This window comes from Aquamicrobium sp. YD-1-mutant5 (genome assembly GCF_059509755.1).
Window position 1 is genome coordinate 131,647 of the sequence record NZ_JCAKKP010000004.1, and the last position, 25,681, is coordinate 157,327.

Annotated in this window: 23 protein-coding genes; 11 read left to right on the plus strand and 12 right to left on the minus strand. The window is 63.5% G+C overall.

Annotated features, from left to right (window positions below; translation table 11 throughout):
- Positions 1–153 precede the first annotated feature (153 nt).
- The 6 genes from ilvD to AC5XE7_RS08370 all read left to right on the plus strand — a co-directional run bounded on the left by ilvD (position 154) and on the right by AC5XE7_RS08370 (position 6,023).
- A complete protein-coding gene (gene ilvD / locus AC5XE7_RS08345; RefSeq protein WP_495365641.1) occupies positions 154–1,989 on the plus strand; it encodes a dihydroxy-acid dehydratase in 1,836 nt (611 codons plus the stop codon).
- A gap of 130 nt (positions 1,990–2,119) precedes the next feature.
- Positions 2,120–2,371 (plus strand): hypothetical protein, encoded by a 252-nt coding sequence (locus tag AC5XE7_RS08350; RefSeq protein ID WP_183826257.1) that lies wholly within the window; start codon positions 2,120–2,122, stop codon positions 2,369–2,371.
- Between the two features lie 164 nt (positions 2,372–2,535).
- Complete coding sequence (locus AC5XE7_RS08355) at positions 2,536–3,450, plus strand: DMT family transporter (protein WP_239800178.1); 915 nt, start codon at positions 2,536–2,538, stop codon at positions 3,448–3,450.
- Complete coding sequence (locus AC5XE7_RS08360) at positions 3,451–3,957, plus strand: GAF domain-containing protein (protein ID WP_495365642.1); 507 nt, start codon at positions 3,451–3,453, stop codon at positions 3,955–3,957.
- Positions 3,954–5,276: an ActS/PrrB/RegB family redox-sensitive histidine kinase gene (locus tag AC5XE7_RS08365; protein WP_495365644.1), complete on the plus strand. Its 1,323-nt coding sequence runs from the start codon at positions 3,954–3,956 to the stop codon at positions 5,274–5,276. Before AC5XE7_RS08360 ends, AC5XE7_RS08365 begins: the two co-directional genes overlap by 4 nt.
- A gap of 183 nt (positions 5,277–5,459) precedes the next feature.
- Positions 5,460–6,023, plus strand: a complete 564-nt coding sequence (locus AC5XE7_RS08370) for an ActR/PrrA/RegA family redox response regulator transcription factor (RefSeq protein ID WP_183826269.1) — start codon at positions 5,460–5,462, stop codon at positions 6,021–6,023.
- A 9-nt stretch (positions 6,024–6,032) separates the two neighbouring features.
- Here the strand turns inward: AC5XE7_RS08370 and AC5XE7_RS08375 are convergent, their stop codons facing one another.
- Together AC5XE7_RS08375 and cueR are read right to left on the minus strand one after the other, a co-directional pair.
- Entirely contained in the window at positions 6,033–6,533 is a 501-nt protein-coding gene (locus AC5XE7_RS08375; RefSeq protein ID WP_287947264.1) for an MmcB family DNA repair protein, read from the minus strand.
- Positions 6,534–6,587: 54 nt separating this feature from the next.
- A complete protein-coding gene (cueR, locus tag AC5XE7_RS08380; protein WP_183826275.1) occupies positions 6,588–6,992 on the minus strand; it encodes a Cu(I)-responsive transcriptional regulator in 405 nt (134 codons plus the stop codon).
- A 199-nt stretch (positions 6,993–7,191) separates the two neighbouring features.
- Here cueR and AC5XE7_RS08385 point away from each other — a divergent pair, with 199 nt between their 5' ends.
- A complete protein-coding gene (locus AC5XE7_RS08385; protein ID WP_495365646.1) occupies positions 7,192–7,806 on the plus strand; it encodes a L,D-transpeptidase in 615 nt (204 codons plus the stop codon).
- Positions 7,807–7,945: 139 nt separating this feature from the next.
- Here the strand turns inward: AC5XE7_RS08385 and AC5XE7_RS08390 are convergent, their stop codons facing one another.
- The 5 genes from AC5XE7_RS08390 to AC5XE7_RS08410 all read right to left on the minus strand — a co-directional run bounded on the left by AC5XE7_RS08390 (position 7,946) and on the right by AC5XE7_RS08410 (position 15,078).
- A complete protein-coding gene (locus tag AC5XE7_RS08390) occupies positions 7,946–8,515 on the minus strand; it encodes a NifU family protein (RefSeq protein ID WP_183826281.1) in 570 nt (189 codons plus the stop codon).
- Positions 8,516–8,721: 206 nt separating this feature from the next.
- Positions 8,722–9,213 carry a universal stress protein gene (locus AC5XE7_RS08395; RefSeq protein ID WP_183826285.1) on the minus strand — a complete coding sequence of 164 codons (492 nt, stop codon included), beginning with the start codon at positions 9,211–9,213 and terminating at the stop codon, positions 8,722–8,724.
- An 86-nt stretch (positions 9,214–9,299) separates the two neighbouring features.
- Complete coding sequence (trpS, locus tag AC5XE7_RS08400; protein WP_183826288.1) at positions 9,300–10,367, minus strand: tryptophan--tRNA ligase; 1,068 nt, start codon at positions 10,365–10,367, stop codon at positions 9,300–9,302.
- Between the two features lie 161 nt (positions 10,368–10,528).
- Positions 10,529–12,115: a murein biosynthesis integral membrane protein MurJ gene (gene murJ, locus AC5XE7_RS08405; RefSeq protein ID WP_495365647.1), complete on the minus strand. Its 1,587-nt coding sequence runs from the start codon at positions 12,113–12,115 to the stop codon at positions 10,529–10,531.
- Positions 12,116–12,282: 167 nt separating this feature from the next.
- A complete protein-coding gene (locus AC5XE7_RS08410; protein WP_495365648.1) occupies positions 12,283–15,078 on the minus strand; it encodes a [protein-PII] uridylyltransferase in 2,796 nt (931 codons plus the stop codon).
- A 161-nt stretch (positions 15,079–15,239) separates the two neighbouring features.
- Between AC5XE7_RS08410 and AC5XE7_RS08415 the strand changes: the two genes are divergently transcribed.
- On the plus strand, positions 15,240–17,774 hold the full coding sequence (locus tag AC5XE7_RS08415; protein ID WP_495365649.1) for a heavy metal translocating P-type ATPase: 2,535 nt from the start codon (positions 15,240–15,242) through the stop codon (positions 17,772–17,774).
- A 64-nt stretch (positions 17,775–17,838) separates the two neighbouring features.
- Here the strand turns inward: AC5XE7_RS08415 and AC5XE7_RS08420 are convergent, their stop codons facing one another.
- The 4 genes from AC5XE7_RS08420 to ftsE all read right to left on the minus strand — a co-directional run bounded on the left by AC5XE7_RS08420 (position 17,839) and on the right by ftsE (position 21,207).
- The gene (locus tag AC5XE7_RS08420) at positions 17,839–18,630 is read right to left on the minus strand and encodes a lysophospholipid acyltransferase family protein (protein ID WP_239800189.1); all 792 of its coding nucleotides are present in this window, start codon (positions 18,628–18,630) and stop codon (positions 17,839–17,841) included.
- 141 nt (positions 18,631–18,771) lie between these two features.
- A complete protein-coding gene (locus tag AC5XE7_RS08425) occupies positions 18,772–19,452 on the minus strand; it encodes a YdcF family protein (RefSeq protein ID WP_495365650.1) in 681 nt (226 codons plus the stop codon).
- 110 nt (positions 19,453–19,562) lie between these two features.
- A complete protein-coding gene (locus AC5XE7_RS08430) occupies positions 19,563–20,555 on the minus strand; it encodes a cell division protein FtsX (RefSeq protein ID WP_495365651.1) in 993 nt (330 codons plus the stop codon).
- A complete protein-coding gene (ftsE, locus tag AC5XE7_RS08435; RefSeq protein ID WP_183826308.1) occupies positions 20,548–21,207 on the minus strand; it encodes a cell division ATP-binding protein FtsE in 660 nt (219 codons plus the stop codon). Before ftsE ends, AC5XE7_RS08430 begins: the two co-directional genes overlap by 8 nt.
- Positions 21,208–21,390: 183 nt before the next feature.
- Between ftsE and AC5XE7_RS08440 the strand changes: the two genes are divergently transcribed.
- From AC5XE7_RS08440 to AC5XE7_RS08450, 3 genes are read left to right on the plus strand one after another with little or no spacing between them, the layout of a single operon-like run.
- Positions 21,391–22,056: a hypothetical protein gene (locus AC5XE7_RS08440; protein WP_495365652.1), complete on the plus strand. Its 666-nt coding sequence runs from the start codon at positions 21,391–21,393 to the stop codon at positions 22,054–22,056.
- Positions 22,057–22,093: 37 nt separating this feature from the next.
- Complete coding sequence (hpt, locus tag AC5XE7_RS08445) at positions 22,094–22,636, plus strand: hypoxanthine phosphoribosyltransferase (protein ID WP_183826313.1); 543 nt, start codon at positions 22,094–22,096, stop codon at positions 22,634–22,636.
- 59 nt (positions 22,637–22,695) lie between these two features.
- Complete coding sequence (locus tag AC5XE7_RS08450) at positions 22,696–23,079, plus strand: response regulator (protein ID WP_183826315.1); 384 nt, start codon at positions 22,696–22,698, stop codon at positions 23,077–23,079.
- On the opposite strand, the gene AC5XE7_RS08455 is transcribed toward AC5XE7_RS08450, so the two are convergent.
- On the minus strand, positions 23,080–25,641 hold the full coding sequence (locus AC5XE7_RS08455) for a TIGR02302 family protein (protein ID WP_495365653.1): 2,562 nt from the start codon (positions 25,639–25,641) through the stop codon (positions 23,080–23,082).
- Between the last annotated feature and the right edge of the window lie 40 nt (positions 25,642–25,681).

Sequence of the window (25,681 nt, forward strand, 5' to 3'; positions counted from 1 at the left end):
CCGGGCTTACTGCTTTTCGGCGAGCGGCATGGCAGGGTGCGACGCGGTGACGTTGCGACAGAAAAGATTGGCATATATGACGCCCCGGTCCTATGCTGCCTGCCGCCAGTCAGGACGCGTCATCGCTGTAGCCTAGTAGCCAAGGAAATTCGAATGCCTCCCTATCGTTCACGTACGACCACCCACGGCCGCAATATGGCGGGAGCCCGCGGGCTATGGCGTGCTACCGGCATGAAGGATTCGGATTTCGGCAAGCCCATTATTGCGGTGGTGAACTCCTTCACCCAGTTCGTTCCGGGCCATGTGCACCTGAAGGATCTTGGCCAACTCGTCGCGCGCGAAATCGAGCGCGCCGGCGGCGTTGCCAAGGAGTTCAACACCATCGCCGTGGATGACGGCATCGCCATGGGCCATGACGGCATGCTCTATTCGCTGCCGTCACGCGAGATCATCGCCGACTCGGTCGAATACATGGTCAACGCCCACTGCGCCGACGCCATGGTCTGCATTTCCAACTGCGACAAGATCACGCCCGGCATGCTGAATGCCGCCATGCGCCTCAACATTCCCTCCGTATTCGTTTCGGGCGGACCGATGGAGGCCGGCAAGGTGGTGCTCAAGGGCAAGACACACGCCCTCGATCTGGTCGACGCCATGGTTGCAGCCGCCGATGACAACATGTCCGACGAGGACGTCAGCGCGATCGAGCGGTCCGCCTGCCCGACCTGCGGCTCTTGCTCGGGCATGTTCACGGCGAATTCCATGAACTGTCTGACCGAGGCACTCGGCCTGTCGCTGCCGGGCAACGGATCGACGCTGGCCACCCATGCCGACCGCAAGCGCCTTTTCGTCGAAGCCGGGCATCTCGTGGTCGACATCGCCCGCCGCTACTACGAGCAGGACGATACCAGCGTCTTGCCGCGCTCGGTGGCCAACAAGAAGGCGTTCGAGAACGCCATGTCGCTCGACATCGCCATGGGTGGCTCGACCAACACCGTTCTGCACATTCTTGCCGCGGCGCATGAGGGCCGGATCGACTTCGATCTGAACGACATCGACGCGCTGTCGCGCCGGGTGCCGTGCCTGTCCAAGGTTGCCCCTGCCAAGGCCGACGTCCACATGGAAGACGTGCACCGGGCCGGCGGCATCATGCGTATTCTCGGCGAGCTTGATCGCGGTGGCCTCATCCACCGCGACACGCCGACCGTGCATGCCGAGACGCTGGGCGATGCCATCGACCGCTGGGACATCACCCGCACCACCAGCGAGAATGTACGCACGTTCTTTCGCGCTGCCCCCGGCGGTATCCCGACCCAGACCGCTTTCAGCCAGGAGGCGCGCTGGGACGAGCTGGACATGGACGGCGAAAAGGGTGTCATCCGCTCCGTCGAGCACCCCTTCACGAAGGATGGCGGACTTGCGGTGCTGCGCGGCAACATCGCGCTCGACGGCTGCATCGTGAAGACCGCTGGCGTCGATGAGAAGATCCTGAAATTCACCGGCCCTGCAAAAGTGTTCGAGAGCCAGGATTCGGCGGTGAAGGGCATTCTCGGCAACGAGGTCAAGGCCGGCGACGTGGTCGTCATCCGCTATGAGGGACCGAAGGGCGGACCGGGCATGCAGGAAATGCTCTATCCGACCAGCTACCTGAAGTCGAAGGGGCTGGGCGCAGCCTGTGCGCTGTTGACCGACGGGCGCTTTTCCGGTGGCACATCGGGCCTTTCCATTGGCCATGTGTCTCCGGAAGCAGCCCTTGGCGGCACCATCGGGCTGGTACGCGAAGGCGATATCATCGCAATCGATATTCCCGGGCGCAGCATCGAGTTGCTGGTGGACGAAGCCGAGCTTGCCCGGCGCCGTGCCGAGCAGGATGAAAAAGGCTGGAAGCCGGCCGAAAAGCGCAAGCGCAACGTTACCCAGGCGCTTCGGGCCTATGCCGCTTTCGCCACCAGTGCCGACAAGGGCGCTGTTCGCCACGTTCCGGAGTAAAGTTTTAGCGCCCCGCTTTTTCATACAGCGGGGCGTTTTGTCTTCGTAGGCAAAGAAGATCCGCTATTTGCCACAATCGGATGGTGATATAGGAATCGTTCCCGGGCAGGGACCATTCGAGGATCTTGAGATGCTTTTGCGAACGATAACCGTCATTGGTCTCGGTCTTTTTCTTTCCGGCTGCATGACCGTCGAGCAGCAGCGCACCGCCGATGAGGAGAAGTGCCGCTCCTATGGCTTCACCCGCAAGAACGATGCCTTTGCCGAATGCCTCCAAAGGCTGGAACTCGACCGGCGGGCGGCCGCACGCGAGAACCGCTATGTGGATCCATTCCCGCGGGTGATCTACCGCCCCGTCTATGTGCCGGTGCAGCCGAAGTAAGGAAGTTCCGGCGAAGGTTCTAAGCCGCAATGTGTTCGCAATCGCGTTAAAGCGAACTCCCGGCGCTGGTGTTCTTCTGCACCAGTCGAATTTGCTCGCAAAATCGGTGCGGCGCGGATAACAGCGCATTATGGGCCTGATGGGCCTTTGCAGGGAAATGCGCCATGTCTCGGCTGTCCGGACTCGTAAACCGCAATCTGATCGTTGCCGGCATTCTTCTGATGCTGGCTGGCGACTTCATGTTTGCACTCAACGACGCCATGGGCAAATGGCTGGTTGCAAGCTTTTCCGTCGGGCAGGTGGTTTTCGTCCGCTCCGTCGGGGCCTTTATCATCCTTGGCCCGATGATCGCGCGGCAGGGGGCTGCGCGGCTGTTCAATCTCGACCGCATCGGCCTTCAGATCGCCCGTGTCGTCGCCACCGCGCTCGATACGCTTTTGTTCTACGCCGCTGTCGTTCACCTGCCTCTGGCCGATGTGATGAGCTTCTACATGGCGGGTCCGATCTATGTCGCGGCGCTGTCGCACATGTTCCTTGGCGAGAAGGTCGGCTGGCGCCGCTGGCTTGCCATCACCATCGGCTTCTGCGGCGTGCTGGTCATGCTCAAGCCGTCAACGGCTGCCCTGTCGATCGAATCTCTCTATGCGCTGATCGGATCGATCTCGTTTGCCGTGGCAATCGTGCTGAGCCGTCTGCTGCGCGGCACCAGCGACACGGCGCTGGTGACCTGGCAGACCATCGGCGTCGGCCTGTGCGGCGGCATCATGGCTATCGGCGAGTGGCACCATGCAGCGCCCGTCGATTATGGCGCGATGCTCCTGCTCGGGGTGGTTTCCGGCGCCGCGCATCTGATGATTACGCGCGCTCTGAAGATGGCGCCCGCCTCGACGCTGGCACCGCTGCATTACACGCTGCTGTTGTGGGCTGTGGTATTCGGCATTCTCTTCTTCAATGATATTCCCGGTCCGCGTATCCTCATCGGTGCGGCCATCGTCGTGCTCGCCGGTCTGTTCATCTTCCATCGCCAGAACGTCAAGGATACGGTGCCGCCCGAAAACGTACCCAAAGGCGTCAACTGAATGTTTGAAGCAAGCCGCATCGACAGCACCGACAAACCCTCCTTCTACCGGGAGCTCGCGGCGCAGATGACGGCGCTGCTTTCGGGCGAAAGCGATGAGATCGCCAATGCGGCCAATGCGGCCGCTCTGATCTTTCAGTCCATGCCGGAGCTGAACTGGGCCGGATTCTACTTTCTGCGCTCGCCGCAGGAGCTGGTTGTTGGGCCATTTCAGGGCAAGCCGGCCTGCGTGCGCATCCCGGTAGGTCGCGGCGTGTGCGGAACGGCGGTTGCCGAGCGGCGCTCCATCCGTGTCCACGATGTCGCCGAGGTCGAGAACCACATCTTCTGCGATCCTGATTCGCGCTCCGAGCTGGTGGTGCCGCTGATCCGCCACGGTGCGATGCTTGGCGTGCTCGATCTCGACAGCCCGGTTCCCGGCCGCTTCGATGCCGATGATCAGGCCGGTGTCGAGCGTCTCGTTGCCATCTATCTTGCCGCCTGCGGCGCGGCGGAAGGGGCGCAATGATGGGCCTGAATTCACCGGACCTTCGCCAAAGCTATCGCCTGCGGCTCAACACGCTGATCCGGCTGCGCTGGCTCGCCATTTTTGGTCAGAGCGTTGCGGTGCTCATCGTCGCCTACTGGCTGGAGTTTCCGCTGCCGGTCGGCCTGTGCTTCGCGCTGATTGCCGCATCGGCATGGATGAATCTGTGGCTGGCTTTCCGCTATCCGGCAGCACACCGGCTCACACCACTGGCCGCCATGGGGCTGCTGACCTTCGATACCTTCCAGCTTGCCGGTCTGCTCTACCTGACCGGCGGGCTCACCAATCCCTTCTCGCTGCTGCTCATCGTGCCGGTGGTCATTTCAGCCACTTCGCTACCACTCAAGCTGACTGCATTTCAGGCCGTGTTGGTGATTGCCGTTGCCTCGCTGCTGGTTTTCTTCCACCGGCCGCTGCCATGGACCGAAGGCACGGAACTGATGATGCCGTTCGTCTATGTCGCCGGCATGTGGATGGCTGTGCTGTCGGCGACCGCTTTCGCCGCCATTTACGCTTTCCGGGTGGCCGAGGAAGCTCGGCTCCTGTCCGATGCGCTCGCCGCCACCGAACTGGTGCTGCAGCGCGAACAGCATCTGTCGGCGCTGGATGGCCTGGCGGCTGCCGCCGCCCATGAACTCGGCACGCCGCTCGCCACAATTTCTCTGGTTGCGCGCGAGATGGAGAAGGCGCTCGGCAAGGATCCGAAATACAGCGAGGACGTGACCCTGCTGCGCAGCCAGAGCGAGCGGTGCCGGGAAATCCTCAAGCGCCTGACCAGCCTGTCATCGGAGGGCGAACCGCAGATGGCACGTCTGCCGCTGACCTCTCTGGTCGAGGAAGTCAGCGCCCCGCATCGCGATTTCGGCATCACCATCCGCCTCCAGCCCGGCGATTGCCTTGGCCCGGAGCCGGTCGGGCGCCGCAATCCGGGTGTGCTCTACGGCCTTGGCAATCTGGTCGAGAATGCGGTTGATTTTGCCCATACCAGCGTCAGCATACGCTGGGGCTGGGACGACAATTTCGTGTCGCTGTCCATTCTCGACGATGGATCGGGCTTTCCTGTCGAAGTGCTTGATCGCATCGGCGAGCCCTATATGTCGACGCGGCAGGGCGCGGAGCCGGGCGGCGGGCTGGGGCTTGGCCTGTTCATCGCCAAGACGCTGCTTGAGCGCTCCGGCGCAACCATCAGCTTCGGCAATTCCAACAAGCCGGGGGAAGGCGCCATGGTCAGGGTGCGCTGGCCGCGCAGTGATTTTGTCTATGCCGAGGAAAGCACCACCTTGCCGCTGCGAAAAGCGTGAGCCGGAGCGGACGGGGTCTTTCGTGCCGGTTCTGCATGAAAACAGGGCAAGAAATCGCGAATTATGCGTTCGGCAGGGGAATGATGATCCCGGGCGCGCTCAAAAATTGGACAGCGGCGCTCAACACATATATTTCCGTACAAGGACGATTTGTCGCGTGCAATTGAAGTGGGGTTGAGGATCATGACAGGCGAAGATGGCAATGGCGGCCTGGTGACAGGTGACGACACCTCGCTGCTGGTCGTGGATGACGACAAGCCTTTTCTCACACGCCTTGCACGAGCCATGGAAACGCGCGGCTTCGTCGTCGATACGGCCGAAAGCGTCGAGGAAGCGGTGGCCAAGGCGCGCGCCAATCCGCCCGCCTATGCGGTGGTGGACATGCGCCTCGGCGATGGCAACGGGCTCGATGTGGTCGCGGCCATCCGCGAGAAGCGCGAGGATGCGCGCACCGTGATCCTGACCGGCTATGGCAACATCGCCACCGCCGTGACGGCGGTGAAGCTCGGCGCTGTCGACTATCTCTCGAAGCCGGCCGATGCGGATGACGTTTTTGCAGCACTGACCCGGCAGTCCGGCGAGCGCGCCGCTCCGCCAGAAAACCCGATGTCGGCGGACCGGGTGCGGTGGGAGCACATCCAGCGCGTCTATGAGATGTGCGAGCGCAACGTGTCGGAAACGGCGCGCCGCCTCAACATGCACCGGCGAACCTTGCAGCGCATTCTGGCCAAGCGCGCCCCGCGCTGAGGCCTGATTTCACTCGCTTTCGCCGTCCAGAACGGGAACGGACACACCGGCGAGTTCGGCCGCCAGCAGGCGTGCCGCACCGGCGCGGGCGATGCGCAGCATCAGCGCCTTGCGCGTGGCCGCCGCCATGCGGTGTTCGGGCGCCTCGCGCATGATTTCCGCGCCATAGCCGTCTGAGAGGATGAAGCCGCAGTCCTGCGGAAAGATTTCGGCGGGCACGCCCGGATGGGTGGCGAAGAACAGCCGATCCGAATGCAGCCGGTAGTCCGGCCATTTGCGGTCGACGCGAAAGTCTTCCACCGATGACTTGATCTCGATGATCCAGATGTCGCCCTGCCGGGTCAGCGCCACGAGGTCGGCGCGGCGTCCGGTGGCGAGCGACAGTTCCGGCAGCACATGCGCGCCCATTTCCATGAGCAGGCGCTGAACGCCGCGCCGCACCAGCATGGCGCGCTCGGACTGGCGGCCGTCGGCAAGAGGATTGCGAAGAATCGGGGACACAATGGGCATCAGCCATTATCGCCGATTTTGTTCACGGTTTGAACCGGTTTTCGTGGTCGCCTGTCAGGCGGTGGCGTCCGCCTTGCTGCCAGCCATCTCTTCGAGGATCGGGCAGTCGGGGCGGTCGTCGCCATGGCAGGCGTGGATGAGCTTGTTGAGCGTGGCGCGCATCGATTGCAGTTCGAGGATCTTCTCCTCGATCGCCGCGACATGGCTTGAGGCGATGCGGTGCACGTCGGCGCTGGCGCGCGAGCGGTCACGGTAGAGCGCCATCAGCTGGCGGCAGTCCTCGATCGGGAAGCCGAGATTGCGGGCCCGCTTCAGGAACGCCAGCCGGTGCACATCTTCGGGCGAATAGTCGCGATAACCGTTGGCCGAGCGCTGCGGCAGGATCAGACCGATCTCTTCGTAGTAGCGGATCGTCTTGGCGGGAAGCCCGGTACGGCGGGCGGCATCTCCGACATTCATGGATGAAGACCTTTCGGAGTTCTGATCAGATGTGATGTTCAGGCCACATACTGTTGCGATATGGCAACAGTATGCAGCTTACGCGCGATCAACAGCCGTCATATAGGAGCTGCTTGCTTGGCAGGCAAAGAAAAGCCGTCATCAATACTGCGCGAGCCGAATCGGCTTCACAAGAACAATCGGGAGGCAGGTTCAGTCGATGCGGTTCAGAACGATACTTGCGGTCCTTGCGCTCAGTGCATCCGTAGCAGGGTGCAGCACCATCGGCCCGATGCCGATGTTCACAAGCAGCTACGGCGCGGTCAGTGATGCGGGTTACAGCCTGCCGCGCATTCCCATCGAAAAGGTGGACCGGAAATATCACCGCCAGATCGTGCGTTACGACACCAGTGAAGCGCCGGGGACCATCATCGTCGATACCAGCAACAAGTTCCTTTATCTCGTTCAGGAAAACGGCAAGGCCATGCGCTATGGCATCGGTGTTGGCCGCGAAGGTTTCGAATGGCGCGGCACCGCCCGCGTTGCCTTGAAGCGCGAATGGCCGACATGGACGCCGCCGGCGGCGATGATCAAGCGTCAGCCGGAACTGGCGAAACATGCCAACGGAATGAAGCCCGGCCTCGGCAATCCGCTCGGGGCGCGTGCGCTTTACCTTTACAACAAGGGCGGCGACACCGGCTACCGTCTGCATGGCACCCCGGAGTGGGCCTCGATCGGCAAGGCGATGTCATCCGGCTGCATTCGCCTCATGAATCAGGATATCATCGACCTCTATGAGCGTACCGAAAAAGGTGCCAAGGTGGTGGTGCTGTAGAGATGCAGTGCAAGCGCCCGGCAGGCAGGGCGTGAAAGTTTTTATGCGGACCGTCCAGGCAACACGGACGTCCCCGACGAAGAACCGGGCCAGAAGCCCGGTTTTTTGTTGTCCTATGATCTGAAGGCGAAGATGCAGATCAGGCGATCTGCTCGACCTGCTGCACTTCCGGAACGAAATGGCGCAGCAGGTTCTGGATGCCATGCTTCAGTGTCGCGGTGGACGAGGGACAGCCGGCGCAGGCTCCCTTCATGTGCAGGAAGACGACGCCGTTCTCGTAGCCACGGAAGGTGATGTCTCCGCCGTCCTGAGCGACAGCCGGCCGCACGCGCGTGTCGAGCAGCTCCTTGATGGTGAGGACGATCTCCTCATCTTCCTTGTCGTAGAACTCCTCGGTCTCGCTGCTTTCGGGAGCAGGGCCGGCGCCGGCCATGACCGGCTGGTTCGACATGAAGTGTTCCATGATGGTGCCGAGCACGGCAGGCTTCAGATGCTGCCAGTCGGCTCCTTCCTTGGAGACGGTGATGAAGTCATAGCCGAAGAAGACGCCTGTGATGCCGGGAATATCGAACAGCCGACCGGCCAGCGGCGAGGACTGGCGCGCCGTTTCGGCGTCGCGGAAATCGGCGGAGCCTTCGCGCAGAACCTCGCGCCCGGGGAGGAATTTCAGCGTGGCGGGGTTCGGGGTCGCCTCGGTCTGGATGAACATGGCCGTCTCCATGGCCGATATCGGCCGTAAAGCATGTCGCCCGAAGTGGGGAACCGGTTTCGGAACAATGACATGCGTAAAAACAAAACTCGAAGCGCAGGGAGCGATTGTGAAAGATCGCGATACGCTTCGGGAAATTCCTTCCCTACAGATAAACCCGCAGCCGGCGCGGTTCAAGACATGCCCTTGCCGCCGGACGATTGGTCTCAGGCGAGGCTTTCGATATCCTCGTCGGAAAGGGTCTGGGGAATGATGGTCACGGGAATGGGGAATGCCGCGCCCTTGCCGACCACGGAGGCGACGAGCGGGCCGGGGCCTTCCTTGCCCGAGCCTGCAGCCAGAACCAGGATGGCGATGTCCTGATCTTCCTCGATCAGCTTGTGAATTTCCTCGATCCGGTCGCCCTCGCGTACAACCAACTCGGGCTCGATGCCGTATTTCTGGCGGATGCGCGCGGCCTGCGCATCAAGGGCCGCATGGGCGTTGGCGGTCGCTTCCTCGCGCATGATCTTCTCAACGCCGAGGAAATGCTGGAAATCTTCGGTGTCGATCACATAGAGCAGCACCAGAACGCCATTGGTGCTTTGCATGCGGATGGACGCATAGGTGACGGCCCGTTCGGATTCGGACGTGTCGTCGACAATCGCCAGAAACTTGCGTCGATGGCCGGCCTCGCGGGAGAGACGTTTGGATACCATATGCGTGATCCGCCTTGCTGGCTTTGAACCGGCGCAATCTGCCACCGGCCGAAGCCGGCGGCAAGATGTCCGGCAGTGACGAAACGTCAGTCCTGCAGAAGACCGATGATGTCGCGTACCGAATGCATGGTCTCTTCGGCGATGGCGCCGGCCCGCTCGCCGCCGTCGCGCAGCACGGCGTCGATATGGCCGGGATCGGCGATCAGCCGCCGCATTTCGTCGGCAACCGGCGCCAGCTTGTGAACCGCCAGATCGGCAAGGGCGGGCTTGAACACCGAGAATTGCTGGCCGCCGAATTCCTTCAGCACCGCTTCGCGCGTCGTGTCGGCAAGGCCGGCATAGATGCCGACGAGATTGTCGGCTTCGGGGCGGCCGGCCAGGCCGTCCACTTCGCCCGGCAGGGCCTCAGGATCGGTCTTGGCCTTCTTGATCTTCTTCGACAGCGTGTCGGCGTCGTCGGTCAGGTTGATGCGCGACAGGTCGGAGGGGTCCGACTTCGACATCTTCTTGGAGCCGTCGCGCAGCGACATGACGCGGGCCGCCGGGCCGCCGATGATCGGCTCGGTAAGCGGGAAGAAGCCGTTGACGGTCTCGTCGCCCATCTGCATCTCCACGCCCAGCCCAAGCTCGGCGATGCGTGCGGAGAAATCGTTGTTGAACTTCTGGGCGATGTCGCGGGTCAGTTCCAGATGCTGCTTCTGGTCGTCACCGACCGGAACGTGGGTGGCGCGGTAGACCAGAATGTCGGCCGCCATCAGGCTCGGATAGGCAAGCAGGCCGAGCGAGGCGTTCTCGCGGTCCTTGCCGGCCTTGTCCTTGAACTGCGTCATGCGGTTCATCCAGCCGATGCGCGCCACGCAGTTGAAGATCCAAGCAAGCTCGGCATGCTGCATGACGCGCGACTGGTTGAAGACGATGTGCTTCTTCGGATCGATGCCGGCGGCGAGAAAGGCGGCCGTGATCGAGCGCGTCTGGGAAGCGAGATCGTCATGCACGAGTTGCGCCGTGATGGAGTGCAGGTCGACGACGCAGTAGATGCAGTCGTTGCTGTCCTGCAACGCCACGAATTTGCGGATGGCGCCGAGATAATTGCCGAGATGCAGATTGCCGGTTGGCTGGACACCGGAAAAAACGAGCGGCTTGAAGGTGGTCATGATGTCTCCCTGGCTTGTGGAGGGCCGTTCGGGCATGACCCGGAAGCGCCCGGCTGGACGGTGGAATCATGCATGTGGAAACCCCGCATGACGAGGCTCAACGAGGCGGGCTTATGAACGAAGCCCCCTGCACAATCAAGGGGGCATCGTCTGCGGGGCCTTCACTCTTCGATGGGTGCCGGTGGGGCATCGCCACGCCTGATGTTGCGGCGGATCATGGCGATGTCGGCGCCACCGGTGGCGAAGGCCAGTGCGAAGTACACGATCGCGCCGCCGCCGCACAGCAGGGCCAGAGTTCCGGTCTGCGACAGCAGCGAAGCGGATGAGGCTAGCCATGGCGCAAGCCATCTGGCCGCGCCATAAAGGGCCGCTCCCATCAGCGCCGACGACAGGACGAGGCGTGGAATGCGCTTCATCAGCGGCGCGTCATGACCCCAGTGTCCGCGCCGCACCAGCACGACAAGCAGCATGGTGGCATTGACCCAGCCGGCGACGACGGAGGCAACCGCAATGCCGGGCGCACCCATGAACGGGAACAGGCTGAGCGCGATGGTGATGTTGATCGCCACCGAAATCGCGGCGAACACCATCGGTGTCTTCGTGTCTTCCCGCGCAAAATAGCCCGGCGTGAACGCCTTGATCAGCACGAAGGCAGGCAGGCCGAGCCCGAAGACGGCGAGGATCGAGGACACCAGCAGCGTGTCGTCGGCGGTGAAGGCGCCGCGCTCGTAAAGCACCCTGACGATCGGCTCGGAAATGGCAAGCAGGGCGGCGGTTGCCGGGAGGGTCAGGAACAGCACGAATTCGACGGAGCGGTTCTGGAGGCTGGCGGCCTCGACCAGATTGCCGGACTTCAGCGCCCGCGCCAACTCGGGCAGAAGCACGATGGCGACGGCTATGCCGACGACGCCGAGCGGAAGCTGGTAGAAGCGGTCGGCCTGCGCGAGGGCAGGCACGGCCTTGTCCTGTCCCGAGGCGATTGCCGTGCCGATCAGCGTGTTGATCTGGGTGATGCCGCCGGTGATCGCCGCCGGCAGCGCCAGCCACAGAAGGCGCTTCACATTGGGCGTCATGCGCGGCCATCTGAAGCCGATGGAAATGCCGGCGCGCCGCGCTGCGATCCATACGATGGCAAGCTGCACGACGCCGGCCGCCATCACGCCCCAGGCCATGGCATAGCCGGTGCTGAGACCATCGGCGCCGGTGTACCAGGCATGGCCGAGCACGCCGATGAGGATGATGTTGAGGAAAACGGGCGCCACGGCGGCCGCGAAATAGCGGCGCAGCGAATTCAGCATCCCCGCCATCATCGCCGCCAGCGACATGCACATCAGGTAAGGGAACATGATGGTGGCGAGTGCCACGGTCAGTTCGTATTTCTGCGGGTCGCTGTAGAAGCCCGGCGCGATGATGGTGCGCACCAGAAGCGGCATGGCCAGTTCCATGAGGATGGTCAGGCCGGTCAGCACCGAGAACAGCACGCCGAACACCTCTTCGGAGAAGCGGCGCGCGCCGTCGATGCCGCCGGCTTCGATCTCCTTGGCGAACAGCGGCACGAAAGCGCTGTTGAACGCCCCTTCGGCAAACAGGCGCCGGAAGGTGTTGGGGAACTGGAAAGCGGCGTAGAAGGCGCCGGCCACCGGCCCGGTGCCGAGGGCTGCCGCCATCAGCATCTCGCGGGCGAAGCCCAAAATGCGGCTCATCAATGTGCCGGAAGCGACGGTTGCGAATTTCCTGACAAGGCTCACTGGACCGATGCTCCTGCAAGGCGGCTGTGTTTGCGAGGCGAGCCGGCCATTGCGTCAGAGGTCGGCTGGCGCCGGACCACCATCGGACAGGCGGGGGGAGCGCAGGCTGCGGGACGATGTCTTGCCCCGGAGCGGGCAGGGACGGGAAGCTGCAAATTCATGCCTGCCTATTCCGCCGCCGAGCGGGCTTTGTAAAGCTCGGTGAGCCCGTTTCCCTTCAGCACCTCGACCAGCCGCTTGCTGATTGCCGCGATGCGCGCCGGGTTTTCCACCTTCTGCCCGGTCAGGTCGGTCACATAGAAGGTGTCGATCACTTTCTCGCCGAAGGTGGTGATATGGGCCGATGCGATGTCGAGCGAAAGGTCCGATAGCGCGCCGGTGATTTCCGACAGCAGGCCGGGCCGGTCGAGACCCTTGACCTCGATCACCGAAAACCGGTGCGAGAGCGTGTTGCGGATTTCGGCGCGCGGCGTGATGCGGAAGGCCTTGGCGCTGCGTTTGGCCTTGCTGCGCTTTGCGATCACCTCCGGCAGCCAGCTGCGGCCCGACAGCACATCCTCGATCAGCTTGCCGACGCGTTCGGCGCGGCGGCGCTCATCCTCGTCCAGTTCGAACTCGCGGCTGATCAATATGGTGTCGAGCGCGCGCCCGTCGGCTGTGGTGAATATCTGGGCATCGACGATGTTGGCGCCGGCGGCGGCGCATGCGCCTGCAATCACCGAAAGCAGGCGGGGATGGTCCTGCGCCAGCACCGTGATCTCGGTCACGGCCTCGAATTCATGGGTGCGCACCATGGTGTCGAGCTTGCGGCCGGCAGCATCGGCCTCGCGCACGAATTTCGCATGGCGAAGCTGATCGGCCAGAGCAACGGTAAGCAGATAGTTCGGATAAAGAAGGCCAACATAGGCAACCTTCTCGTCCTCGGTCCATCCGTCCAGCGCCTTGATCAGCTCGGCACGTGCGTCAGCCGTGCGCTGCGAACGCGACATTTCCGAGAAGCCACCGGTAAGCAGCAGTTCCGTCTCGTAATAGAGGGTGCGAAGAAGCTGTCCCTTCCAGCCGTTCCAGACGCCGGGACCCACCCCGCGAATGTCGCAGACGGTCAGGATAAGAAGCAGCTTCAGCCGTTCCACCGACTGCACGATTGCGGCGAAATCCTCGATCGTCTTGCGGTCGTTGAGGTCGCGCGTCTGCGCGGTCATCGACATCAAAAGGTGGTGCTCCACCAGCCAGGCAACCGTTTCGGTGTCGCTTTTCGACAGGCCCATATGGGGGCAGATGCGCCGTGCGATGCGCGCGCCGGCGGTCGAATGGTCCTCCGGGCGACCCTTGGCGATGTCGTGCAGCAGCACCGTCACATAAAGCGCGTCGCGGTTCTTGGCCAGTTCCGGCATGAGCGAATGCGACAGCGGATGCGCCTTCTCGCCAGCGCCGCTTTCGATCTGCGCCAGAATGCCGACGCAGCGGATCAGATGCTCGTCCACCGTATAGTGGTGGTACATGTTGAACTGCATCATGGCGACGATCTTGCCGAAATCGGGGATCAGCCGGCCGAGCAGCCCGGCCTCGTTCATGCGCCTGAGATTGAGCTCGGCATGCCGGTCCGAGGTGAGGATGTCGAGAAACAGCCGGTTGGCTTCCGGGTTGCGGCGGAGCGTCTTGTCGACCAGCCGCAGCGAGCGCGTCACCAGTTTCAGCGCATCCGGGTGGAATTCCAGCCCGTGGCGGTCGGCAAACCAGAACAGGCGCAGCAGATTGACCGGATCGCGCGCGAACACCTTGTCGTCGGCCACGTTGAGGCGGTGGTTGTCGACCACGAAATCGCTGGTGCCGGCCAGCTTGCGCCGCCGGCGCGTGAAGCCGGTGAGCATGCCGGCCATGCCGGGAACCTGCTTGGCCTGCTCCTCCTCCAGCCCGGCGCAGAAAATGCGGGTGAGGTTTCCGACATCCTTGGCGATGAGGAAATAGTGCTTCATGAAGCGCTCGACAGCCGACAGGCCGGGATGGCTGGTGTAGCCGAGGCGCTCGGCGATATCGCGCTGAATGTCGAAATGCAGGCGCTCCTCCGCCTTGCCGGTGAGGAAATGCATGTGGCAGCGCACCGCCCACAGGAAATCCTCCGACTTGAGGAACTGCCGGTATTCGCCCTGCGTGAACACGCCCTTGCCCACCAGCTCTGCGCCACTGCGCACACGGTAGTAATATTTGCCGATCCAGAACAGCGTGTGCAGGTCGCGCAGGCCGCCCTTGCCGTCCTTGACGTTGGGCTCGACCAGATAGCGACTTTCGCCGGACTTGGCGTGGCGCACGTCGCGCTCGGCCAGCTTGGCCTGCGCGAACTCGGCGCCTGTCGTGGCCACCACCTCGCGGTCGAACCGCTCCACCATCTCGCGGCTCAGCGCCTCGTCGCCGCACAGGAACCGGCTTTCCAGAAGCGCGGTGCGGATCGTCATGTCGGACAGGGAGAGGCGGATGCACTCATCGATGTTGCGGGTGGCGTGGCCGACCTTCAGCCGCATGTCCCACAGCATGTAGAGCATGTATTCGGCGATCTGCTCGCTCCACGGCGTCTGCTTGTAGGGCAGCAGGAACAACAGGTCGATGTCGGAGCCGGGCGCCAGAGTTCCGCGGCCATAGCCGCCCACCGCAACCACCGCCATGCGCTCGGCCGTCGAGGGATTGTCGGCCGGGTAGACGCGGCTCGCGGTGAAATCGTAGAGCGCCCGCACGATCTCGTCCATGACATGGGAGAGCCGTTCTGCGCACGCCGTGCCGCTGCCGTCCTCGCGCAGCATCTCCTCGGCGATGCGCAGGCCTTCCTGTCGTTGCTGCTTGAGCAGGGCAAGCACCGCATTGCGGGTGTCGGAGGAATTCGCCGTGCCCTTGCCGGCCAGCGCCGACAGCTGGTCGCGCAATGCCGCGCCATCTATGAGTTCGTCCAGCCTGAGCGCGATCTTTGCCATGCGTGCCGGCTATCCTTCAGCTTAGGGAGAAGCGTCCTATATCCTGTTTTATGCTGCAACGGTATGGTTTTGCCTGCAAGGTTCCGGCATCGGCATATAGCTCTTGACCTTCCAGTCACTGGAAGCCCTATCTCAGGCCAAAGCAGTTGAAAGAGGCGGTCATGGCACATTCCGACCACACGCATAATCACAGCCACAATCATGGCGATCACGTCCATAAGAAGGGCGGCTCCTGCTGCTCGGGATCCGCACCGGCGCAGACGCAAACGGTCGTGCGCGATCCTGTCTGCGGCATGACGGTGGACCCTCAGGCGGGCAAGCCCAGCCATGAACATGCAGGCCATACCTATCATTTCTGCTGTGAAGGCTGCCGCACCAAATTCGCCGCCGATCCCGAAAGCTACCTGACCGCGAAAGACCCCGTCTGCGGCATGAATGTGGACCGCGCCAGCGCCCGCCATTTCCTGCGCCATCAGGGCGAGAAATACTATTTCTGCTCGGCGCGCTGCCTGGAGAAATTCGAGGCGGAGCCCGAAAAATATCTGGGCGATCGCCCGGCGCCAGAGCCGATGCCGCAAGGCACCAGATACACCTGCCCAATGGACCCCGAGATCATCCGCGACGAGCCCGGCGATTGCCCGATCTGCGGCATGGCGCTGGAGCCCATGGGCGTGCCGACCGGCAACGAGGGGCCGAATCCGGAGCTCATCGATTTCACGCGGCGTTTCTGGGTCAGCCTGTCGCTGGCCATTCCGCTGATGATCATCTCGATGGGCCCGATGATCGGCCTGCCGGTGCGCGACTGGCTTGGCGAAAGGGTTGCCGTGTGGGCAGAGTTCGCGCTGGCGACACCGGTCGTGCTGTGGGCGGCCTATCCTTTCTTCAGGCGCGGGTGGGCGTCGATCCGCAACCGCAGCCCCAACATGTGGACGCTGATCTCGATCGGCGTTTCGGCTGCCTATCTCTACAGCGTCGTGGCGATGCTGTTCCCGGATCTGTTCCCACATGAGGTGCGCGGCCATGGCGACGCGGTGCCGGTCTATTTCGAGGCATCCGCCGTCATCATCGCGCTGGTCTTCCTCGGGCAGGTTCTGGAACTGAAGGCGCGTGAGAAGACCGGTTCGGCCATTCGCGCCCTGCTCGATCTGGCACCCAAGACCGCAAGGCGGGTGAACGCCGACGGTTCTGAACAAGACGTGCCGCTGGCAGAGGTGAAGGCCGGCGAGCGCCTGCGCATCCGTCCGGGTGAGGCGGTTCCGGTCGACGGCATCGTCGAGCAGGGCCGCTCGACCATCGACGAATCGATGATCACCGGCGAGCCGATTCCCGTCGAGAAGGGCGAAGGCGACAGCCTCATCGGCGGCACGCTGAACCGCAACGGCACGCTGGTCATGCACGCCGAGAAGGTGGGGTCGGAGACGACGCTGTCGCGCATCGTGGAACTGGTCGCCAAGGCGCAGCGCAGCCGCGCGCCGATCCAGAGCCTCGCCGACCGCGTATCCGGCTGGTTCGTGCCGACGGTGGTTCTGATCGCCATTCTGGCCTTCGCCGCATGGATGGTGTTCGGCCCCGAGCCGCGCCTCGTCTACGCCATCGTCTCGGCGGTGTCGGTGCTCATCATCGCCTGCCCCTGCGCGCTCGGTCTGGCGACGCCGATGTCGATCATGACCGCCACGGGGCGCGGCGCGCAGGCCGGCGTGCTGATCCGCGAGGCGGCGGCACTTGAGCGGCTGGCGGAAGTCGACACGCTTATCGTCGACAAGACCGGCACGCTGACGGAAGGCAGGCCGGAACTGAGCGACGTGCGCGCCGAAAAAGGCTTTGACGAAAACGAGGTGCTGGCGCTGGCGGCTTCCATCGAGCAGGGATCCGAACACCCGCTGGCCGAGGCCATCGTTGCCGGTGCAAAGGCACGCGGTCTGGCCATTCCGGCCGCCGGCGATTTCGAGGCGGTCAACGGCAAGGGCGTTTCCGGTACGGTCGACGGGCGCAGGCTGGTGCTCGGCAACGCGCTGTTCATGCAGGAGCATGGCATCGATGCGGCCCTGATCTCGCAGCATGCCGATGTGCTGCGCGAAAACGGCCGCTCGGCCATCCTCGTCGCCGTGGACGGCAAGCCGGCCGGTGTGGTTGCCGTCTCCGACCCGATCAAGCCGACCGCCGCCGAGGCGCTGCGCGAGTTGACCCGCTCCGGCATGCGCATCGTCATGGCCACGGGTGACAATGAGCGCACGGCAAAGGCGATCGCCGCAAAGCTCGGCATCTCCGAAATCCGCGCCGGCATGCTGCCGCAGGCCAAGGCCGATCTGGTGGCGGAGCTGAAGGGCAGGGGCGCGGTCGTGGCCATGGCCGGCGATGGCATCAACGATGCGCCGGCCCTTGCCGCCGCCGATGTCGGCATCGCCATGGGCACCGGCGCCGACGTGGCGCTGGAAAGTGCCGGCATCACGCTGGTCAAGGGCGACCTCACCGGCATCGTGCGGGCGCGCCATCTGGCTGAGAAGACGCTGTCGAACATCAGGCAGAACCTGTTCTTCGCCTTCCTCTACAACGCGCTCGGCGTTCCGGTGGCAGCCGGCGTGCTTTATCCGGTCACCGGCACGCTGCTGTCGCCGATGCTGGCCGCAGCCGCCATGAGCCTGTCGTCGGTCTCGGTAATCGCCAATGCGCTGAGATTGCGCACCGTCAGGCTCTGAGCGGTCTGCGCTTATGCGAGATGCCTCTGGAAGGGGCGCGGCTTCGGCTGCGCCTCTTTTTTAATCAGGGGATTGTAACGCCGAGTTCCTTCAGCCGTTTGACGGCCGTTGGCGGCAGGGGCGGCGCATTTGGTGCCGTGGCTGCCTCGATGAGCAGTTCATCGCAGGCCGCTTCCGTCTCGGTAATCAGGCGGCGCATGAATTCGTCCCGGTCGAGCCCCGGCGGAATGGGCTTGAGGAAACGCCCCTTGATGGTTCCGGGAAAGCGCAGGAATTTGCGGCGCGGCCAGTAGAGCCCGGCCACATGGGCGACGGGTACGACCGGAACGCCAAGCTGGGTGTAGAGCTCGACGATGCCCCATTTGTAGTTCGGCGTGTCGCCCGGCGCGCGCCTTGTGCCTTCGGGATAGATGATAAGCTGGCGCGGATTGCGCTCCATTTCGGCTTTCGTTGCCCTGGACACCGCCTTGAGCGCCTTGGCGCGGCTGCCGCGGTTGACCGGGATCATGCGCATCTTGAGCAGATACCAGCCGAAGAAGGGAATCCACATCAGCTCGCGCTTGAGAATGTAGATCGGGTCTTTCAGATAGGGAAAGAACGCGATCGTGTCCCAGAAGGACTGGTGTTTGGGGGCCAGAATGAAGGACCCTTCCGGCAGGTTCTCCTGTCCGGTGATCTCGCTGCGCGTGTGCGCGATCTTTTCGTAGAGCCACATGCTCGAACGCGACCAGAACCTCGGCACCAGCCAGGCTCTGTGGCGCGGCGCCAGAAAATAGAACGGCGCCCAGAAGAACATCTGGAAGATCAGGCTGGCATAGAAGGCGGCATTGAAAGCCAGCGAGCGAAGTTGAAGCATAGGCGGAGCAAGCCCGTAATCTGAGCAGTTCGGGAAAGGCAAGATGGTGCCCTCGCGCCCGCACCTGCATGAATGCGCGGAAACAGGCGCCTTCGTTACACCAGCTGCGCAGAAAAAGGAAACAGCCAGCAGAGGCTCAGGTCATTCCTTCAGGGAAGCATCCGCCAGCGACAAGCCGCCATGCTGCAGCCGCAATGGCAGCACGCTGCGCACCAGCGCGACCAGATACTTGTTGTATTCCGTGAACAGCACCCTGAGCGCCTGTGGCTTCACCAGCCAGCGGCCATCATCGAGCTTGGAGTTCACGACCGGATAAGGCTCCAGCCGGGCATCGCGCAGCAGGCGCCCCATTTCCAGAAGGCTGCGCGGCATATGGTAGTTGTTGGTTACGATGATGATGCTGCCATAGCCATGCTCCTCGACCCATTTGGCGCTTTCCTCGGCATTGCCGATCGTATCAAGCGCGGCGCGGTCGATGTCGACGCAGCAGTCGAACAGGGCGCTGTCGCCACCCATGGCAATCTGAAGCTGCTTGCGGCTCGCGGCAGGGTGAACCCCGCTGATCAGTAGCCGCTCCCCCTTACCGGATGCGAGCAGCGCCATCGCCGCATCGAGGCGTGCCTGGCCACCGGTGAGAACGATGATGGCGTCGGCTGCCTGCGGGTCGGCCGGTGTGCTGAGGCGGCTGACATGGCTTGAAAACCAGCCAAAGCCGGCCAGAAAACAGGTCGCGAAACCAAGCATGAGTATGGCCGCAATGCGCACGGCATGGCGCACGCGACCCCGCGCGCCTATGCGCGATGCTGGCACCATATCGGCCATCACACCCAGTTCCTTCCCAATCATGCCTGTATGGTAAACCGTGATTCGCGCGCTTTGACGGAGCCACCGTCACACATTGCATTACCGATTATTTCGGTTTGTGATCTTCCTCAGCCGCCATCCGTCTGTCCTCCTTCGAGGTCGCTGAGATAGGCGACGACCGTGGCATGAGAGGTGGCTGCCGTAAGCGCGCCGATAACGATGACCATCATCAGAACGCCCAGATAGCCGGCAGAGCCGATGGCGAAATTGCCGAACAGGGCTGCGGCCTGATCGCCCTGCGGCGTGGCCATGTTGCGCGAAGACCACCATGAGAACAGGATGAAGACGACGATGGCCGCGACCCCGCCGGCCGCAGCGCCCTTCATGCCGGTGAACAGGAAGCGGGTGCGGAACTGGCGCGCGATGAACTGCGCCTCTGCGCCGACGAAGTGCAGAACCTCGATGATGTGACCGTTGCCGGCCATGGCGCCGCGTGTGGCGAAAACAACGGTCATCACCGTTGCCGACAGCATCAGACCAAGCACGGCAATGCCGATGGTCACCGTCGTATGAGCCATGGCGACGAGCCGGTCGACCCATGTGCGGTGATCGTCCAGCGTGGCGCTGGGCACGGCGGTTGTGATGGCCTCGCGCATGTCCTTGAAATCGGGCGGGCTGTCCTCGTTGATGGTGACGATGATGAGGCGCGGCACCGGAAGCCGCCCGATGTCGAAGCCCGACCCCAGCCATGGCTCCAGCAGGCGCATGGTGGCGGCACTGTCGATGATGCGCGTGCCTTTCACGCCATCGAATTCGGTGGCGAGGCCGGCGGCGGTGGCAAGTGCGATCTCCATGTCGAGGCCCTCAGCGGGCTTGATCTGGATCGTCGCCTCACGCGAGATCTGGTTTTCCCACACCGATGCCGTATCGCGCACCAGCGTGACCGCACCGAAGGTGACGCAGGACAGGAAAGTCATGATGGCGATGACCACGACGAGCGCGCGGCCGGCAATGTTCTGCGCCGGTACGATGGGTGCGGTCTTGCGCGGCGCGCGCTCGGGCGGCGCGGGGCGCTCGAATCCTTCTTCTTCATCCGGCCGAGGCTGAGGAGCGTTAATCATAGATGTCCAGCCTTCCATTGGCGAGAATCAGGCGGCGGGCATCGACCTGATCCATCAGCGCCAGATCATGAGTGGCTATGACCACGGCTGTGCCCAGCCGGTTCAGCTCGATGAACAGCCTGAGCAGTCGGCGGGCAAGCTGGGGGTCGACATTGCCGGTCGGCTCATCGGCAAGCAGGATTTCGGGCTGCTCGATGAGCGCGCGCGCGATCGCCGCGCGCTGCTTCTCGCCACCCGACAGCACCGGCGGCAGCACATGCATGCGCTCGCCCAGACCCACCCATTTCAGCAATTCGATCACATCGGTGCGGTAGCTGGCTTCCTCGCGGCCGCGCACGCGCAGCGGCAGGGCCACATTTTCATAAGTGGTCATGTGGTCGAGCAGGCGGAAGTCCTGGAAAACGATACCGATGCGGCGGCGCAGTAGCGGCAGTTCGGCGCGCGAGATGCGGGCGCGGTCCTTGCCGAAGATGGTGATGAGCCCGCGCGTCGGCCGCAGCGACATGAACAGAAGGCGCAAAAGCGTGGTCTTGCCGGCACCGGAAGGCCCGCTCAGAAACTGGAAGGACCCCGCCGGTATGTGCAGGGAGATATCGCGGAGAATTTCCGGACCCATGCCATAGCGCAGGCCGACATTTTCGAAGCGGATCACGTTGAACGACCTGAATGCTGAACGGGCGAAGCACCGACCGTTTCCTCACGGCGAAAATCGTCAGGCGTGGTTAACAGCAAGTTAAATTCCGGCACAATCCCTACCCGTCTGTGGCTTCGGGTCGCGAAGCATTAACCATTCTTCGTCTACCAGAAGAAAACGAGAGTGCGAACGGGGACCAGCATGGCCGCCCAGACGATGGCACGACCGGTTTCCGGCGAAATCATGACCGGCCCGGACGAAGGTGACGCGCGAGGCATGCGCCCTCTGCCGGGGGGGCTTTCGCACGACATCGTGGATGCCGATTTCGTCACCTTGTCCGACCAGCCTCACCGCGCCCCTCATCATGATGCCACCGCGAAGGACTGCAGCGCGGCCACCGGGCTGCAACCCGCGCAAATGCAGGGTATGGCGGTGCTGCGCAAGGACAGGCAATCGCATGCCCGACCCTTTTCCACGCGTGGCGGGCCGGCGTTCTGGCTGGCGGGAATTCTGATCGCCGGCACCGCATTCTGGATCGGCGGCGGGCATGCGCTGGTCATGGACATGGAGATGTTCAGTGATGCGCCGCAGACAGCACTTTCGATCTCCGCCGTCACGTCAAGGGTCGATGATTCGGGTGCCCGGCCGCTTCTCCTCGTCGATGGCGAAGCAGGAAATGACGGTGCAGGTGCTACGGAAGTGCCGCCGCTGGAGATCCGCGTCACCGGCGAGGACGGGCGCATCACCCGCTACAGGCTGGGGACATCCGGGCGCTCGCTGGCCCCGGGCGAAAGATTCAGCTTTTCCGGGCGGGTCGAGGTGCCTAGAAGCGGAGTGAAATCCGTATCCGTGGCCTTTACCGGATAGTACAGAGCCAGAAAGCACCCAGCGGGAGTATCGCCAAATGCCAATCGTGCGCGGCAAGGACATTGAAGTCCTGTTCTCGGCTTCGGCGATCGCCCGCCGCAACCTTGAGCTCGCCAAGGACATAGCGGGTCGCGAATACAACGACCTTCTGGTGATTTCGATCCTGAAGGGGTCCTTCATCTTCGCCGCCGATCTGATTCGCGCCATGCATGATGCGGGGCTCGCCCCGGAGGTGGAGTTCATCTTCATCTCCTCCTATGGCGCGGGCACGGAAAGCGGTCAGGTGCGCGTTCTGCGCGACATCGACAATGAAGTTGCCGGGCGCGACGTGCTGCTGATCGACGATATTCTGGAGTCCGGCAAGACGCTGCAATTCGCGCGCAACCTGATGCTGTCGCGCGGCGCGAAGAGCTGTTCGCTCGCCGTTCTGCTCGACAAGCGCATGCGCCGCCAGATCGATCTGGAAGCCGATTATGTCGGCTTCGACTGTCCTGACCACTTCGTCGTCGGTTACGGAATGGATGTCGGCCACGCTTTCCGCGAACTGCCTTTCGTCGGAATCGTGAAGGGCGACGCGTAACCTTTTTCTTACCATGCCGGATTCGGCAAAATTAACTTTTGGTGGTCAGAGTCCTGCCCATGGCAAAGCTTCTGATCGTTGAGGACGATGAGTCCGTCCGTATGTTCGTCTCCCGTGCGCTGGAACGCGCCGGGCACCAGATTCATGTCGCCGCAGATGGGGCGCAGGGACTGGACATGATCTGCGCTGCCGACAGCGATTACGATCTCGTCGTGTCCGATATCCGCATGCCGGAGATGGACGGCATCGAAATGGCGATGTGTGCTGCCCGGGCCTGTCCCGGCCTTCGCATCCTGCTGATGACCGGCTATGCCGACCAGCGCGAGCGAGCCGACGACCTCAGCAGCGTCATCATCGATGTCGTCAACAAGCCGTTTTCGCTGGCGGAAATCCGCAGCCGGGTCGAAGCAGCGCTTTGCGTCGAGCTGACCCGCGCCGCCTGATCACTTCAGTTCCAGCAATCTTTCCAGATAGCTGCGCTCGACCTCCGGAGACATCGCTTCTCCGAGCCGCTTGCGGATGGCGTCGAGGATTTCACGGGCGCGCTGAACGTCGATCTCGTCCGGCACCTTCACCGAATTGCCGAAGTCCGGCCCCTGCGTGCCGCGCGGCCGTCCAAGCGGATCGCGGTCCGCACTTTGCTGGCGCCGTCCCTGCCCCTGCTGGCCGTCTTCGCCCTGCATGGCCTGCAATTGCTGCATCATGTCGCGCGCGCCCTGACGCAGGGCTTCCAGCGCCCGGCCCTGATGGCCTACGGCCCGGTCGCCTTCGCCTTCGCCGAGGGATTCGCCGGCCTGACCCATGGATTTGTCGGCCTGCCCAAGCCCTTCATTGGGCTGCATGCCCATGCCTTCGAGGTCCTTGCCGAGCTGTTGGAGGTCTTTCTGGAGCTGGCCCTGCCCCTCCTGCAACTGCCTGAGCGCGTCAGCCAGTTCCCCGGGCGTCATGCCGCCCTGTCCCTGCTGGTTCTGGTTGCCGTCCAGCCCTTCCTGCTGGTCGTCTCCCATCCGGCCATTGTCGCCGCGCTGCATCTGGTCCATGCGGAACGTCTCGTTCATCATCTCCTGCTGGCGGCGCATGATCTCGCCCAGCTTGTTCATCTGCTGGCTGAACTCGTCGCCCTGCTGGCCCTGACCCTGCTGGCCGGGTTGGGCCATCTGGAGGTTGTTCATCATCTCCTGAAGCTGGGACAGCAGTTCCTGCGCCTGTTCGCTGTTGCCGGAGCGGGCCAGATTCTCGATCTGATCCATCATGCGGTCGAGATCGCTTTGGCGCATCTCCTGCCCGTTCTGCGGCGCCCGCGCATTGTTCTGGTTCTGGTTGCGCTGGGCGAATTCGCGCAGGAAATCATTCATGGCCTGACGCAGTTCCTGCATCAGCCGTGATATTTCCTCATCCGATGCTCCGTTTTGCAGCGCATCCTGCAAGGCCTGCTGCGCCTGCCGCAGGCGCTGTTCCGCATCCGAAAGGCTGCCGTCCTCGATGCCGAGCGCCACCTGCCACAGATAGGAGACCACGTCGCGAAGCTGATCGTCGCCGGACGCCAGCCGGAGCCGGCTGCGCGCGCTCATCAGGCCCAGATAGGCAGTCGGGCTGTCGAACGTGTCCTCGGGGCGCAGGGTCACGGCATCCATCAGGTCGAGCACGCGCTGCTTCGCATTGGCGTCGAGGCCAAGCAGCCGGCGCTGCTCGATCACCGCAAGGGCCAGAGGATTGGTGAAGGTCCTTTCCGGCATCGCCATGGTGACGGTCTCGCTGCGCCCTGTCTGTCCGGCGTCGTCGGTGGCAGCCAGCGTCAGCGTGACGGGCAGGCCGGCCCAGACATGCTCGGTGAGGTTCTTCGAGGTTTTCGCCGTATTGGCTTTCGAGCCGCGCCGGGGCAGGTTCAGCGCCATTTCCGGCTCGTCATAGAGCGGACGCGCACCGGCTGCCGGCAGCTCGGCCCGCCTGAACTCGACTGCTGCGGAGGCCGCGCCGTAATCGTCCTCGATCTCGTATTGCAGTTCGAGCGTGCCATTGGCGGCCCGCTTCGGCTCGCCTGCAAAGCGAATGGTCGGCGGCGTATCCGGCGTGACCGCGAAGGTCCAGCGCGCGACCTCGCTGCGCCCGGAGCGCAGAACGAGTTCACCGTACTGACCGAGCGTTCCGGCAAACTGCCTCACGCCTTCGGCGGCCGGGCCGGGGTTCCCGTCTTCCGCCGTCGGCGAAGCAGGCTCGATCGCCACTTCCTTGCCGTCGGCAGGTATGAAGCTCAGCGTCTCCGAGCCCGATCCGCCGGTAACGCGCAGCGAAACCGTGCTAGCGGCGGGCACCGTGAACAGGGAAACAGCGCGATTGGCGTCCGCATTCAGGAACATCGGCGCCTTGCCGGTATAGGCAGGCGGCGTCACCCAGGCATCGATGCGCGCCGCCAGCGATTCACGCACGGCAGTCGCGCGGAAACCGTCGGAAAGGCTGCCGCCCATGGGGCCGAGCGAAAAGGCGTAGGATACGAACAGCAACAGCGCCACCAAGGCGCGAAGGCCCCATGGGTCGCGATCCGGCACTCTGGAAACGGGCAGGGCGGCATCGAGATTGCCGAGCCGGCCGGCCATGCGTTTCTGATGCTCGCGCCACAGCGCTTCGCTGAAGGCCGTCTGCGTTCCGCTCGGCCGGTCGGTGAGCGCCCGCAACGGACTGTGCGCAAGCCCGTTCGCTGCTTCGATGCGGCGGTCGACTTCGGCGGTCGAGGGCACGCGGAATAAGCGCAGCGGCCACAGCGCAACCAGCGCGGCGAGGGCGAACGCGCTCATCACCGCGACCCGCGGCCAGTCGGAAAGGCGGGCCATGAGGCCGAACCAAGACAGGCTGACGAACAGCCCGGCGACCAGAACGAGCGGCAGCACCAGCGGCCAGAACCGCTCCGCGATCATGGCCGCGCGGGTGCCCATGCGGCTCAGAATAAGACGCCCCGGTAATCCCGGGGTCAGTCTCGCAGGGGTGCTTGCATCGGGACGGTCAGTCATCGGCCTTTCCGCTGCCGGCCACGAAGGCATGGCCTCTTTG